This window comes from Pantoea sp. Cy-640, assembly GCF_011752635.1.
Taxonomy (GTDB): Bacteria; Pseudomonadota; Gammaproteobacteria; order Enterobacterales; family Enterobacteriaceae; genus Pantoea; species Pantoea dispersa.
In genome coordinates, this window is the sequence record NZ_VWXB01000002.1 from 501019 (window position 1) to 515208 (window position 14190).

The window sequence follows — 14190 nt, forward strand, 5'->3', positions numbered from 1 at the left end:
CGCAAATCAGACGTTTAATCTCTGCCAGCAACTGGCACGCTCACTGCATAGCTTCTTATAGCCAAAAGCATTAATGAAGATGATTTTCCATTAATCCAGCTATAAGAAGTCTCAGGAGAAACCTATGTCACAGGTAAAACCGCTGCAGTTTGCTTACTGGGTGCCTAATGTTTCAGGTGGTTTAGTTATCAGTCAGATCGAGCAGCGCACGCGCTGGGACGCGGAGTACAACCGTGAACTGGCGAAAATCGCTGAACGCGCTGGCTTCGATTATGCCCTGACGCAGATTCGCTTCACCGCCGGCTATGGCGCTGATAATCAGCACGAATCAGTCACCTTCTCTCAGGATTTGCTGAGCCACACCACAAAACTCAAAGTGATTGCCGCGCTGCTGCCGGGGCCGTGGAACCCGACGCTGGCGGCGAAGCAGATCGCTACCATCAGCCATCTGTACGGTCCGCGCATCGCGGTGAACATTGTCAGCGGCTGGTTTCGCGGCGAGTTCAAAGCGATTGGTGAACCCTGGCTCGATCACGAAGAGCGCTATCTGCGTTCGGAAGAGTTTATTCGCTGCCTGCGCGGCATCTGGCGTGAAAGCAGCTTCAGCTTCGCCGGAGATTTTTATCGCTTCCGCGACTACGCGCTCAAGCCTAAACCACTCGATCCGCTACCGGAAATTTTTCAGGGCGGCAGCTCGCGCGCCGCGCGGGACATGGCGTCACGGGTGTCTGACTGGTACTTCACCAACGGCAACACGCCACAGGGCGTACGCCAACAGGTGGACGATATCCGCGCCAAAGCCGCCGTCAATCAGCACGCCGTTAAAATCGGCCTGAATGGTTTTGTCATCGCCCGCGAGAGCGAACAGGAAGCTCAGGCGGTGCTGCAGGAGATCATCGCCAAAGCCAATCCGGATGCAGTGAAAGGCTTTCAGCATGAGGTGAAAAATGCCGGCAGCGCGTCGCCGGAAGGCGAGGGCAACTGGGCCAAATCCTCCTTCGAGGATCTGGTGCAATACAACGACGGTTTCAAAACCAATCTGATTGGCACGCCGCAGCAAATTGCTGAGCGCATCATGGAGCAGAAACGCGCTGGCGTGGATTTACTGCTGCTGGCGTTTCTGCATTTCCATGAAGAGGTGGAGTTCTTTGGGCGTGAAGTTATCCCACGCGTGCGCGAACTGGAACGACAGGAGGCGCTTAACGCCGTCACGGTCTGAGGTCAGATAGCGCGGTCGCGTCCGGCCAGCAGCGCCATCGCCATTTGCAGCGCGCTTACTGCCAACAGCATCAGCAGCGGGAGCTGCCAGCTGCCGCTGACATCATGCAGCATGCCGAAGCACAGCGGTCCCAGCGCCGCCAGCCCGTAACCCACGCACTGCGCCATGCCGGAGAGTTTCGAGGCCTGGCGATGGTCCCGGGTGCGTAAATTAAACAGTGACAGGCTGATCAGCAGCGAGGCGCCCGCACCGAGGCCTGCCAGAATCAGCCACAATAGCGACCATGCGGGTGCCAGCAGCAGGCCGGTCACCGCGATGAAGATCGACAGCGAGGCCAGCAGCCCGATCAGACGCTGATCGCGCAGCTGCTTCAGCGCCCGCATACAGGCCAGATTGGAGGCGATCGCCACAATTTGATAGACGAACAACATGCCGCCCGCCTGCAGCTGACTGATGCCATTATCCTGTGCGAACGGGGTAAACCAGCCAATCAGGGTATAAAACAGTAACGACTGGCTGGCCATGAACAGCGAAACCTGCCAGCCGATCGCGGAACGCCACGGCGAACGCGTTACGGTGACCTCTGTCGCGCGCTGCGCATGCGTCGCGGGATTTTTCAGCTGCGGCAGCCATGCCAGCAGCGCGATCAGCGCCGGAATCAGCCAGACCGCCAGCGACAGACGCCAGCCGGCGCTGCTGAGTTCGGCCAGCGGCACGGCCACGCCGGAAGCGATGCTGGCGGTGATGCCCATGGTCATGGCATACAGCCCGATATAACGCGCGGTGTGCGCGGTGTAATCCCGCTTAATCAGCGGCGGCAGCAGGACGTTGGCCGCCGCGATCCCGCTGCTGAGAATCAGCGTCCCCAGCCACAGTGCCGTTTCGCTGCCGCTGATTCGCAGCAGTGAACCCAGGACGATCAGGAGTAACGCTCCCCACAGACTGCGCTCCAGGCCAAAGCGATTGCCAAACCAGGCGGCTGGCGGAGCCAGCGTGGCGAACATCAGCAGCGGTAAAAAGTTAATCACGCCGGCAGCGCTGGCGCTCAGGCCAAATGTCAGGCGAATATTTTCCAGTACCGGCCCGGTGGCGGTGATGGGCGTGCGTAAGTTGGCGGCGGTCAGTAACAGCAGCAGCAGGAAAAACCCGGAACGACGCAGGACAGAATCAGCAGATAAAGCGGTATGGGACATGTTTGCGCACCATAGAAATGAGGCAGAAAGTCTCTGCATATGGTGCGTTGATTGACGTTAACGCGTACGCAGCAGCCTGGACCGCTGAACCGCTGGCTATACTAACCAGCTGTTAAATCGATGTAAAGCAGACCCACTCGGCCTCCATGCAGGATAACCTTCTTGCCGCTTTGCTTATCTGACGGTGATAGCACGCGTCCGTGACCTGGCTGGTATTTACGCTGCCGGTGCGTTTTTTTGCCGGGGACTTGCGCCTTTCGCTATCCACGTCCACCTTTATACTCTCACTCTTCGCAAATGGACCAATGATGCTCTGGTTATGGAATGCGCTTATCCTGCTGGCTACCGTGATACTGATGGAGATCGTCGCGGCGCTGTCGCATAAATACATTATGCATGGCTGGGGATGGGGCTGGCATTTGTCGCATCATGAACCGCATGAGAGCAAATTTGAGCTCAACGACCTGTATGCCGTGGTGTTTGCGCTGCTGTCGATTGGCCTGATTTGGCTGGGTGTCAATGGCGTCTGGCCGCTGCAGTGGATTGGCGCTGGCATGACGACCTATGGCGCGCTCTATTTTATGGTGCATGACGGCCTGGTCCATCAGCGCTGGCCGTTCCGCTACATTCCGCGCAAAGGCTATCTGAAGCGGTTGTATATGGCGCACCGCATGCATCATGCGGTGCGGGGACGGGAAGGCTGCGTTTCCTTTGGCTTTCTTTACGCCCCGCCGCTGCACAAGCTGCAGGCGACGCTGCGCCAGCGCCATGGGCGTCGTGTCAACGCGGACGCTGCCACAGACCGGCAGGACGCGCCTGGGGATGAGCAAGGCGCGAAGTAAGCGCGACGCCGGCACCTTTCACCAGCAGCGCCAGCTTTTCGCCTTTACTGGTGCGCTGGCGCGTATCCCATGCCCGGGCACCGGCATGCTGCACTTTTACGCCAATTTCCCGGTAAACGCCGCGCGCGGTGGCGATCGCCCATGCCGAACGGAGCGGCAATCCGGGCAGCCCGCTGCGCGCTGACTGATAGTACGGCTCGGCCTCGCGCACCAGTCGCGCCGCCAGCGGGGCCAGCGCTGCGCGATGTTGCGGATCGGCAAGCAGGGCGGCGCTCAGTCCGGCCTCATCCAGCCAGCTTTGTGGCAGATAGCAGCGGCCATTCTCCGCGTCCTCAACGATATCCCGTGCGATATTGGTCAGCTGAAACGCCAGACCCAAATCACAGGCGTGATCGAGTACGCGCTCATCACGTACGCCCATCACGCGCGCCATCATTAACCCCACCACGCCGGCCACGTGATAGCAGTAACGCAGCGTGTCCCCGAAACACGCGTAACGTTCTTCACGCGCATCCATCGCAAACCCTTCCAGATGATCAAACGCCAGCTGCTGGGGAAGCTGATGCGTCAGCGCCACTTCCTGAAAGGCACGAAACGCCGGTTCATCCATGTGGGCACCGCTATAGGCGCGGCGGGTTTCGATTTGCAGGTGGCGCATCCGCGCCTGTGCATCCGCCACCGCGTGCTGCGTGCCGCCTTCGCCCAGCGTCTGACCATCTATCACATCGTCACAGTGACGACACCATGCGTACAGCATCAGCGTACTGCGGCGCGTTGGAGGATCAAACAGCCGGGTAGCGCTGGCGAAACTTTTGGAGCCCTGCGCCATGGTTTGGGTGACCTGCTCAATCAGCGGCGGTTGGTTCATCCGGTCAGATCCTCCACCATCAGCTGGGCGGTCGCTTTCGCGGAGCCGATCACGCCTGGCACACCGGCACCGGGATGCGTGCCAGCCCCCACCAGATAAAGATTAGTAATGTCGGCATCGCGGTTATGCGGCCGGAACCAGGCGCTTTGCGTCAAAATGGGTTCGAGCGAAAACGCTGAGCCCTGATGCGCGTGCAGCGTGTCGCGAAAATCAAACGGCGTAAACATACGGTGTGTCACTAACTGCTGTCGCAGACCCGGCATATAGTGCTCCTCCAGATAAGCAAAAATGCGATCGCGCAAGCGCGGTCCTTCCTGTTGCCAGTCAATTGCGGCGGTGCCGAGATGCGGCACCGGTGCCAGCACGTAAAAACTGCCGCAGCCCGCCGGTGCCAGCGACGGATCGCTGGAGCAGGGCGCGTGCAGATACAGCGAGAAATCTTCCGCCAGCTGGTTGCTATTGAAGATCTCATCGATCAATTCACGATAGCGCGGACCAAAGCACACCGTGTGATGCGCCAGCTGCGGGTGGGCATGATTAAGACCAAAATAGAGCACAAACAGCGAGTTGCTCATCCGCTTGCGCTTCAGCGTCGCCGCGCGTTTACGCGCCGCAGGATGCTGGCTTAACAGGCGATCGTAGGTATGCACCACGTCAGCATTTGACGCAACGGCGGCGGCGGCAAAACGGCGCCCATCCTTCAGCTGGACACCGCTGATGCGGTTACCCTCGGTCTCCAGCTGGCTGACTTCGGCGTTGAGCAGCAGTTCACCGCCCAAATCGCGAAACAGCCGCGCCATGCCATCAACCAGCGCACCGGTACCGCCGCGCGGAAACCACACGCCCCATTCGCGCTCCAGCGCGTGAATTAAGGTATAGATCGAAGACGTTGCAAAAGGATTACCGCCGACCAGCAACGAGTGAAAGGAAAAAGCCTGGCGCAGATGATCGTCCTGAATAAATTTCGCTACCATGCTGTAGACACTGCGCCAGGCCTGCAGCCGACCCAGCTGTGGCCCGGCACGTAGCATGTCGCGAAAATGCAGAAAAGGCACGGTACCAAGTTTTAGATAGCCCTCACGAAACACATCCTGTGAATAGGCCAGAAACTGGCGGTAACCGGCGACATCCTGCGGGTTAAAAGTAGCAATCTGCTGCTCCAGCTGCGCCTGATTGTTGTCGTAGTCCAGCTGCCTGCCGTCTTCCCAGCACAGGCGATAAAACGGCGTCACCGGCATCAGGTCGACATAATCACTGAGTTGCTTGCCTGCCAGCGTAAACAGCGCCTCGATAGCACTGGGATCGGTAATCACCGTCGGACCGGCATCAAAGGTAAAACCCTGATCCTGATAAACATAGGCGCGCCCGCCAGGCTTATCGCGCTGTTCCAGCAGCGTGACCGGCACGCCGGCCGCTTGCAGACGAATCGCCAGCGCCAGGCCACCGAAGCCTGCGCCAATCACATAGGTGCGTTTCATTATTTCTTCCCTGGTAACGGAGAGGTCATCATCAATGCGCGCAGCGCTTCGCCGAGAGGGACCGGCGGTTTGCCGCACAGAATGCGTGCTTTATCGCTGAGGCGCAGTTGCCCGGCGTAAAAGCGGCTAATCAATCCGGCATCAAGCCGGTAAAAACGCTGCATCACGCGCCAGCGCTGTTCAGGCCGTCCGGCAAGAAACAGCATGCGATTTAACAGACGGAAAAAGCGCTGCTCGCGCCAGTGCTGACGGGCAAAGGATTCGATGCAGTGGCTCAGCGTATGGGCATCGGCGGGCAGCGTGCTGGCAATCTTCTCTGCCAGCGCCACCGCGGCGGGCAGCGAGTAACCGGTGGTGGCGTGAAACAGTCCGGCGCGCAGCCCGCTGCACGGTTGTCCATGCTGCTGTTGCCAGAACTGATCGATATCGCCGCTGAGCGTGATCGGCAGCGAGCCGTGCTCCTCGCGCAGCAGCTGGCGCAGATTCCAGCCGCGCTGGTGGGCATAATCCGTAATGTGCCGGCGCGCCTGTGCGGCATCCAGCGTGGCATGGTTGATGTAATGGGTATCTTCAATCAGTAAACGGCTGGCACTGAGCGGCAGGGTGTAAACAAAGCGATAACCCTGCTGTTGATCGACGCTGGCGTCCATCAATATTGGCTGCTGCAGGCCATGTGGCGCGGCCAGCTGCCACTCCTGACCGACAAATGCCTGATAGCCGAGCTGCAGATGCGGTGTCGGCTGCAGCCCGCGTCCGTCAATCACCGCCTGCGCCTGTAACATCCCGCCATCTGCCAGCCTGACCCCGGTGGGTGAGACCTCGCTGACTGGCGCTGCGGTGCGTAGCGCGGCACCGAGCACCTGCTGCAAGTGCCGGGCAAAATCCTCCGAGGCAATAGAGCAATATTCACCATCCAGCTGGCGACGCAGGGTGGGGAAGCGTACCTGATAACCGGGCCAGCGCGCCGAAAGCAGCGGTTCGAGCCAGCGGAACTGCGCTTCGCTGACGTCTTCGCGATGGAACGACCAGGTATGATTGCCGGCCGGCTGCGCCTGACTCTCCAGCAGCAAAATTTTAAGTGCGGGCTGCAGCTGGCGTAAACGCAGCGCAATCAGCCCGTTAGCCAGGCCGGCACCGACCAGAATGACATCATAAGGTGCGCGCATCAGGTGGCCTCCGCCAGCACGATTTGCTGCTGACACAGCGCCTGCTCGACAATATCCGCCGCGCGCGTACAGCCACCGGCCCGCTGCAGCTGCGCCTGAATGGCTGACATACGCAGACGATAGCGATCGTCATTCAGCAATTGTTGCAGGTGTCGCTCCAGCTGCGCGACGCGGCTGAAACGTGAGGCGCGCCGGCCGACGCCGTGCCACTCAATACGTGCCGCCACGCCCGGCTGATCGAAGGCGATCGGCAGCGCCAGCATCGGCGTGCCACATTCCAGTGCTTCCAGCGCACTGTTCAGACCGGCGTGAGTGATAAACAGTTGCGCATGCTGCAGCGCCGCCCGCTGATCCACAAAATCGGTCACCCACGCAGCACCGGCCAGTCTGAGCTGATGTGCCTGACTGGCGGTCAACCCGCCACAGTGCGCCACCACCAGCGACAGCTGCTGATTGCGGCAGGCCTGAGCCAGATGCAGAAACAGGCGAAAACGATGCCCCTGTAGCGTGCCTAGCGAGGCATACACTACCGGCTGGCGCAGCGCTGGCCAGGGAGCGGCGAGCGCGCCGCTAGCGACTGGAGTCCGCAGCGGGCCCACGCTGTGATAGCAGGCTGGCAGTTGCTGACGCGGAAAATCAAAAGCGGGCACCAGCTGACTGATTTGCGCCAGCGGCGACAGACACTGATGTAAGCCATGGCGTTCGGGCAGGCCGAAGGCGCGCGCATGACGAGCGATGACAGCACCATGACGACGCATGATGCGGTCGTAGATGTCACTGCTGGCCTGATAGCGCTGCAGCGCTTTCTCATCCTGAGCAAAGCGAAAGGGCATCACCGCCAGCGGAATGGCCGCTTCGCGATTGACCGGCAGCGCGCAGGCCACCGACACGAATGGCAGCTGTAACGCCTCTGCCACCAGACCGCCAGCCGCTTCCATTTGGTCGGCAATCACGCCATCGACCTGCAGGCGTTTCAGCACCGCAGGCAGTTCGCGGCACAGCATATCGGTGGTGCTGGCCAGATCGTGAATCACGCGAAACAGCGACAGCCCGCCCGGTGCCGCCAGCCGCCTGAGTTCGCTGGAGAGCGATCCGGCAGGATGCGTGCGCTCGCCGACGGCCACAAAGGCAATACGCTCGTCGCTCAGCAAGGTGCGTGCATCGCTTTGCTGAATAAAGGTGATGCGGTGTCCGCGCGCCAGCAGCGTTTGCGCCAGCGCCTGCAATGCGTGAAAGTGGCTGTAGAGCGGTGGCGCAATAACGGCAAAATGCCCCATAGGTATGACCGGCTTCAGTTAAACATCGCCAGCTGTTGATTAAACAGGGCGTGCATATATTGACGGGTGGCGACACCGCGATGGCAGGCGCAGGCAAGGTGTGCATCGGCGCTGCTTAGATGGTCGCGCAGACGACGTTCAGCCCCTTCCGGACCCAGCATCTGCACCAGCGTGGATTTGCCCTGATCCTGATGACAGTCCTTGCCGGTGTGTTTAGAGCCATCGGCCAGGTCGTCCAGTAACTGGAATGCCTGACCTAAATCCTGCGCAAAATAGCTTAAACGCTGACGCACCTGCACTGACGCATCGGCCGCAATCGCCGCCATCTGCAGCGTGGCGCGAAACAGGACGCTGGTTTTCAGTTCGTTGGTCAGGGTAATGGCTTCCGGACTGCGGCTGTGTGCGCCGTCATGCAGATCCTGGAACTGACCCTGAACCAGTCCCTGCAGGCCCACGGCAGAGGAGAGCTCGGCAATGGCTTCGGCTTTGTGCATTGCCTGCAGACCCGGCGCGAGTGCAATCACCTCAAAGGCGCGGCTAAGTAGCGCGACCGCCGCGAGGATCGCCACGTTTTCCCCATATTCACAGTGGATTGCCGGGCGTCCACGTCGCATCCGGGCGTTATCCATTGATGGAATGTCGTCAAGGATCAGTGAGGCGGCGTGCACCATTTCGACCGCACAGGCAAGATCAAGGATGCCCTGCTGCGCCACGTCACAGCCCATATCGCGTGCTGCCAGCAGCAGCAAGAGCGGACGAATACGTTTGCCCGGTGCCAGCGTGCCGGCACGCATCGCGGCCCGAACGCGATCGGCTTGCTGCCCGGCAGGCAATAAATGTTCAAGATGGGCCTGCAATGCGTGATGCAACTGAAGGAGATCGCTTTCCTGGCTTGCTGTGGTATCGACATGGGCGGTCATAGCGGCTTTCCATGGTTAGTTAAATTCTTGTGCTTTTTCAATTAACCGTAGACCCGGTAAGGGGAGTGCGCCAGCGAGCGAAGCGACTTTAACGCACCGTCACGCTTTTTTTATTTATTGAATAATCTGAGAAGTAATTCCTATGACCCTCAGGCCAGTTTTCGCTGCGGTGACTGCTATGATGACGGGCAATCAGAGGAGACAGCTATGACGACGCAAAAAGTGGCGGTAATCGGTGCGGGTGTGATCGGCCTCGCCGTTGCGTGGGCGCTGGCGCGGCAGGGGGCGCAGGTGACCCTCTTTGACCGGCAACACATGGGCGCGGGCACCAGCAGCACCACATTTGCCTGGGTGAACTCGAACGGCAAACAGCCTGCCAGCTATCACCGCCTCAATGCGCTGGCTATGGAGGAGCATATCCGGCTGCAGCTGACGCAGACCAATGGCGTGCGCTGGCTGGAACCTTGTGGCACCTGGGAGTGGGCCGGCGCGGGTGAAGCCGAACAGCAACTGCAGCAGCGTGCCACCACATTACAGGCCGCTGGCTATGCGGCACGGCAAAGGACGCTGGCCGAGCTGCAGCAGGAAATTCCTGAACTGCGCACGTCTGCGGTGCACGGCAGCATCTGGCATTTTCCAACGGAATCGGTGCTCTATCCGGCGCTGTATCTGGCACGGCTGTGGTCAGAGGCGCAGGCGCACGGCGCGGTACTGCATCAGCATCAGGCGATTCAGCACATCAGTGAAAATGCGGAAGGCGTGACGGTGCAGCTGGAGCAGGGTGAGCAGTGGCAGGGTGATCGTCTGGTGCTGGCGACCGGACGCTGGGCCAATCAGCTGCTGCATACGCTTGGTCTGGAACTGGCGCTGATTGACACCAGCAAGCCTGATGCGGTGGCCTGCAGCTTTCTGGCGCGCACTGCACCGCAGCCATTATCGCTTGGCACCAACCTGATTTCTCCGCAGCTGAACGTGCGGCCGGACGGCGGCGGTCGGTTACTGCTGCAGGCGCTGGATCTCGATCATCTGGCTGATCCGGGTGCGCCGCCGTCGACTCATGGCGCCATCGCCGATCAGTTTCGTGAGCGCTACCGTGCGCTGTTTGCCACGGCCGGTGCGTTGCAGATCGAGCAGATTGTCGTCGGGCAGCGGGCGCGTCCAGCTGATGGTTTGCCGGCACTGGGCTTTATCACCCCGCATCAGCGCGTGTATGTCGCGGTGACGCACAGCGGCATCACGCTGTCACCGCTGATTGGCCGGCTGGTGGCAGAAGAACTGATCGGCGACGGTCCCAGCGACCTGCTGAAAGAGTTCCGTCCACAACGGCTGATCGGCAAAACCGCCAGCGCGTTTGCACCGATTCAGCGAAACTTTCCGGCGGCACAGTGAGCGAAGCGATGGCGCAGACCACAGGGTAGCGGGTTGATTAATTTTTAACCTGAATTAAGGCGTAGGCTGATCGCGATCAAAAAAACATCTGCCGGGCTGCTCAACCATGGAAGGCGAAACATAAGCCAAATGGAGGTGAGTATGCGTACCACCCTGATGACGCTGCCGCAGATGGCGCATTACCTTGATATCCCCTGTACCACGCTGGCGCGTGCTATGTGTAATCGTGGCACGCTGGAGAAATTGCCGCTGCCGGCGGCGGTTGATGACAGCCTGCCGCTCTCCTCTCGCTGCTGGTCACGTGAAGAGGTCAGGCAGTTTCGCCATCGGCTCCAGCGCCGCCGCCATCAGCGCTAAGCGAATCCAGCCGGTCGTCCTGACCGGCTGAATATCAGGCAGCGACACCATTCGGCCGTGCAGCGACATGACCGGCCCACAGGCTGGCAACCCACTTCACACCTTTCGCGGTGAATCGTGCCTGTGAAAAAGCATGCTGGTTTTCACCCATTCCGCTGCGCAGTGCAAAATAGCCAGCCTGCAGATGGTGCTGCTGTGGTGTCAGCGCACCTTTGTCACGGTACATAATGTTGCGCTCAAGCAGAAACTGCCGAAACTCCGGCTCTTTCACCTTGAGCATTTTGCACAGCTGGCGAAAGCCCAGCGACTCATGCACATCAACAAAGCGATCAAAGAATTCTGCCTTTGGGGCCGTCAGCGCCAGTTGCTGTTCCGCCGCACGGCGTTGCTCAAACTGTTCTGCCCAGGCACGTGCCGCTTCTGCCGGATTAGTGAAATCGGGCAGATGGGTGAATTTTTCCCGCTCCTGCCAGCGGTCCAGCAGTTCGGCGGTAAAGCCAGGGGAAAGACGAGCAACCGCCAGCAGCGAGTCACGTTTATTCAGCTGAAACTCCTGACGTGTCTCACCTTCATGCTCGTAATGATTCACCGTGACAGGCTGGGAAAGGCGCTGCGCGGTTTCCAGGCTTTTAATCAGGCGCTTCACTTCGCCATGCGTGATGCCGGTTATTCTGGCAATTTCACGGCTGCTCATCAGCAGAGTTGCGTTGAGAGCAGCAAGACTTTCCGTTGAGATCATCATCAGTATCACCTCTTACAAACGTGGAACAGTCCATCAGACTGCTGGATAAGTATACAATATACTGTTTGCATATCCAGTATTATTTTTAGCCGTTACTGTAAGAAATGCCTCTCTGCGAGATATCGCACAAAGCGCAACTGCGCCGGACCCCGCTCTGCACCCGATACCGATACGCTTGCCTATTCGACTATTACTACCAGGCTTAAGCGATTCAGGTTAAATAAAGACAGCCTTTCGTTACGCTTATTTATGAGGAGCCGATTATGAAAGCGTTAACTTATCATGGCCCACATCGGGTGCGTGTTGAAACTGTTCCTGACCCGATTTTAGAGCATCCGGACGACATTATTTTACGCGTCACCGCGACGGCAATTTGCGGCTCCGACTTACATCTTTATCGCGGGAAAATTCCCGGTACCGATCACGGTGATATATTTGGTCATGAATTTATGGGTGAAGTGGTCGAAGCGGGAAGTGAGGTTACCAACGTAAAAATTGGCGATCGCGTTGTGGTGCCCTTTGTTATTGCCTGTGGCGACTGTTTTTTTTGTCATCTGCATCAGTATGCGGCCTGTGAAAATACCAATAGCGGGCGCGGTGCTATTTTAAACAAGAAAAATATTACCCCGCCTGCAGCGTTATTTGGCTACAGCAAACTGTATGGTGGCGTGCCGGGCGGCCAGGCGGAATATGTACGGGTGCCAAAAGCCAATGTCGGGCCGTTTAAAGTGCCGCTGGCGCTACCGGATGAGAAAGTGCTGTTTCTCTCCGATATCCTGCCCACCGCCTGGCAGGCAGTGCAAAATGCCGGGCTGGATAAAGGCTCCAGCGTCGCCATTTTTGGCGCCGGCCCGGTCGGGTTACTGAGCGCCGCCTGCGCGCGCCTGGCAGGGGCGGAAGAGATCTTTATGATTGACCACAACGCTTATCGACTGGAATTTGCCCGCCAGCGTTATGGGGTTACGCCGATCAATTTTGATGAAATCGACGATCCTGCTGGCTGGATCATTGATCATACCCAGGGCCACCGGGGCGTTGATGCGGTAATCGATGCGGTAGGTTTTGAAGCCAAGGGCAGCCTGACGGAAACGGTGATGAGTAATCTGAAGCTGGAGGGTAGCAGCGGGAAGGCGCTGCGGCAGTGTATTGCGGCGGTACGCCGTGGCGGTGTGGTCAGCGTGCCGGGCGTGTATGCCGGCTTTATCCACGGCTTCCTGTTTGGCGATGCATTCGATAAAGGACTGACGTTTAAAATGGGCCAGACGCATGTGCAGGCCTATTTACCGCGCCTGCTGTCGCTGATTGAGCAAGGGCTGCTGACGCCGGAAGAGATTGTGACGCACCATATGCCGCTGGAAGAGGCCGCGCGCGGCTATGAAATCTTTGAAAAACGCAAAGAGGATTGCCGCAAAGTGATTCTGGTGCCCGGTATGGCCAGTACCACGCCGGCGGCCTGAGTGCTGACAGGCTGCCTGACGGCAGCCTGCTTCTGTGGCTTAACGCACGATATCTTCATCGCGGTCGTTGAGCTCAGGTAGTGCAATTTGCCGTGAGGGCGCGTTATCCAGCCGATCGCCATAATCAGCACTGACATCGGGCAGGCTGGTAAACTGGCCATCGACGAATAAAAAGCTCAGGTGTTTTTCCACCTCGGCCAGTAGTTCGTCCACTTCCTGCTCCGTTTCTCCCCCGGCATCTTTACCATCCAGCTGCCAGCGATAACGATCGCCCACTCTTTCCGCACCGCCAATATCAACGATGTGGCCATCAATATTTTCCACCAGTAAACGCTGACGGGAAAAATAGAGTAAATAGGGCATCCGATCGCGGTTGTTTTCTGACATAACATAACTCCTTCATGACGTTACCACGGTTAGCGCAGAAAATAATAGCGAAACGCAAATACTGCCCAATATACCGCGTTCAGACCTAAATAAGCCCAGCACCCCCAATAAGCCACAGGCTCGCGACGGGTGCGCAGTTTAGGTAAGAAAGCCAGTAAATAACCGGCTGCAGCAATAAGCGAAACGAAATAAAGTAGTTTCATGCGCTCTCCTGAATTTATTATCGTCTGATAAGCATAGTCAGGATAAATAAGGTTGGGGATAGCGCAGGACGTTCTTATCGGTGGGGATGGCAAAGATAACGGACATCAGCCAATCAGCGCTTTAGCTTTAGCGCGAATCTCACTCAGTTCGTCGGCGGTCACATGGCTTTTTTTCACCACTTTTCTGGCGCGCCAGTCGATGGAGGTGACCTGATCGGCCAGCGCCACACTATCACGGCTACCGGTAAGGGAAACTTCAAAAGGATAGCCTTTGACCTGGGTGGTACACGGGACGCACAACAACATGCCAACCTTGTTGTTATAGGCAAAGGGACTCAGCACAACCGCAGGACGATGGCCGCCCTGTTCATGGCCGAGGGTGGGATCAAAATCCAGCCAGATGAGATCGCCTGCATCGGGAACAAAACGTGACACCATCAGATTCTTTCCTTGCCCACTGAAGGTCCAAAATCAATTTTATCATGGACGTTATCGTCGGTGATCTCGTCCAGCAGAGCGTCCAGTGAATACACCTTTTCCCTGAGCGGCACAAGGATCAGTTTGCCATCTTCAACGCTGAGTTCCAGTTTATCGTCCACGCTGAGCGACGCGGATTGCATCACGCTGGACGGGATGCGAATCGAGGGACTGTTGCCCCATTTCTTTAAGGTGACGGTCGTCATAACAGGCCT

General features: G+C 58.4%; 16 protein-coding genes. 5 read left to right on the forward strand and 11 right to left on the reverse strand.

Annotated elements, in window-relative coordinates:
* Positions 1-124 precede the first annotated feature (124 nt).
* On the forward strand, positions 125-1219 hold the full coding sequence (gene sfnG, locus F3J36_RS07870) for a dimethylsulfone monooxygenase SfnG (protein ID WP_021508881.1): 1095 nt from the start codon (positions 125-127) through the stop codon (positions 1217-1219).
* A 2-nt stretch (positions 1220-1221) separates the two neighbouring features.
* Here the strand turns inward: sfnG and F3J36_RS07875 are convergent, their stop codons facing one another.
* A complete protein-coding gene (locus F3J36_RS07875; protein WP_088517416.1) occupies positions 1222-2412 on the reverse strand; it encodes an MFS transporter in 1191 nt (396 codons plus the stop codon).
* Positions 2413-2720: 308 nt separating this feature from the next.
* Between F3J36_RS07875 and F3J36_RS07880 the strand changes: the two genes are divergently transcribed.
* Positions 2721-3254, forward strand: a complete 534-nt coding sequence (locus F3J36_RS07880; RefSeq protein ID WP_022547228.1) for a sterol desaturase family protein — start codon at positions 2721-2723, stop codon at positions 3252-3254.
* Here the strand turns inward: F3J36_RS07880 and crtB are convergent.
* The 5 genes from crtB to F3J36_RS07905 are packed head-to-tail and all read right to left on the reverse strand — an operon-like array spanning position 3193 to position 8963.
* On the reverse strand, positions 3193-4122 hold the full coding sequence (crtB, locus tag F3J36_RS07885) for a 15-cis-phytoene synthase CrtB (protein WP_166719387.1): 930 nt from the start codon (positions 4120-4122) through the stop codon (positions 3193-3195). The genes F3J36_RS07880 and crtB overlap by 62 nt on opposite strands.
* Positions 4119-5600: a phytoene desaturase gene (locus F3J36_RS07890; RefSeq protein ID WP_166719388.1), complete on the reverse strand. Its 1482-nt coding sequence runs from the start codon at positions 5598-5600 to the stop codon at positions 4119-4121. The genes crtB and F3J36_RS07890 overlap by 4 nt, the downstream gene beginning before the upstream one ends.
* Positions 5600-6766 carry a lycopene beta-cyclase CrtY gene (crtY, locus tag F3J36_RS07895; protein ID WP_166719389.1) on the reverse strand — a complete coding sequence of 389 codons (1167 nt, stop codon included), beginning with the start codon at positions 6764-6766 and terminating at the stop codon, positions 5600-5602. The genes F3J36_RS07890 and crtY overlap by 1 nt, the downstream gene beginning before the upstream one ends.
* Positions 6766-8043, reverse strand: a complete 1278-nt coding sequence (locus F3J36_RS07900) for a glycosyltransferase (protein ID WP_166719390.1) — start codon at positions 8041-8043, stop codon at positions 6766-6768. The genes crtY and F3J36_RS07900 overlap by 1 nt, the downstream gene beginning before the upstream one ends.
* A 14-nt stretch (positions 8044-8057) precedes the next feature.
* Positions 8058-8963 carry a polyprenyl synthetase family protein gene (locus F3J36_RS07905; RefSeq protein ID WP_166719391.1) on the reverse strand — a complete coding sequence of 302 codons (906 nt, stop codon included), beginning with the start codon at positions 8961-8963 and terminating at the stop codon, positions 8058-8060.
* A 117-nt stretch (positions 8964-9080) separates the two neighbouring features.
* Here F3J36_RS07905 and F3J36_RS07910 point away from each other — a divergent pair, with 117 nt between their 5' ends.
* Together F3J36_RS07910 and F3J36_RS07915 are read left to right on the forward strand one after the other, a co-directional pair.
* On the forward strand, positions 9081-10352 hold the full coding sequence (locus F3J36_RS07910) for an NAD(P)/FAD-dependent oxidoreductase (RefSeq protein WP_371741998.1): 1272 nt from the start codon (positions 9081-9083) through the stop codon (positions 10350-10352).
* A gap of 141 nt (positions 10353-10493) precedes the next feature.
* A complete protein-coding gene (locus F3J36_RS07915; protein WP_021508891.1) occupies positions 10494-10709 on the forward strand; it encodes a hypothetical protein in 216 nt (71 codons plus the stop codon).
* Positions 10710-10743: 34 nt separating this feature from the next.
* On the opposite strand, the gene F3J36_RS07920 is transcribed toward F3J36_RS07915, so the two are convergent.
* On the reverse strand, positions 10744-11451 hold the full coding sequence (locus F3J36_RS07920; protein WP_021508892.1) for a phage antirepressor KilAC domain-containing protein: 708 nt from the start codon (positions 11449-11451) through the stop codon (positions 10744-10746).
* 263 nt (positions 11452-11714) lie between these two features.
* On the opposite strand from F3J36_RS07920, the gene F3J36_RS07925 reads away from it, so the two are divergent.
* Complete coding sequence (locus F3J36_RS07925; protein ID WP_166719393.1) at positions 11715-12908, forward strand: zinc-dependent alcohol dehydrogenase; 1194 nt, start codon at positions 11715-11717, stop codon at positions 12906-12908.
* Positions 12909-12947: 39 nt separating this feature from the next.
* Here the strand turns inward: F3J36_RS07925 and F3J36_RS07930 are convergent, their stop codons facing one another.
* The 4 genes from F3J36_RS07930 to F3J36_RS07945 form a co-directional block, all read right to left on the reverse strand.
* Positions 12948-13295, reverse strand: coding sequence for a hypothetical protein (locus tag F3J36_RS07930; protein WP_021508894.1), 348 nt, complete (start codon positions 13293-13295; stop codon positions 12948-12950).
* A 29-nt stretch (positions 13296-13324) separates the two neighbouring features.
* The gene (locus F3J36_RS07935; RefSeq protein ID WP_021508895.1) at positions 13325-13498 is read right to left on the reverse strand and encodes a hypothetical protein; all 174 of its coding nucleotides are present in this window, start codon (positions 13496-13498) and stop codon (positions 13325-13327) included.
* A gap of 105 nt (positions 13499-13603) precedes the next feature.
* Complete coding sequence (mazF, locus tag F3J36_RS07940) at positions 13604-13936, reverse strand: endoribonuclease MazF (RefSeq protein WP_058781048.1); 333 nt, start codon at positions 13934-13936, stop codon at positions 13604-13606.
* Positions 13936-14181 carry an AbrB/MazE/SpoVT family DNA-binding domain-containing protein gene (locus tag F3J36_RS07945; protein WP_058770344.1) on the reverse strand — a complete coding sequence of 82 codons (246 nt, stop codon included), beginning with the start codon at positions 14179-14181 and terminating at the stop codon, positions 13936-13938. The genes mazF and F3J36_RS07945 overlap by 1 nt, the downstream gene beginning before the upstream one ends.
* Positions 14182-14190 lie beyond the last annotated feature (9 nt).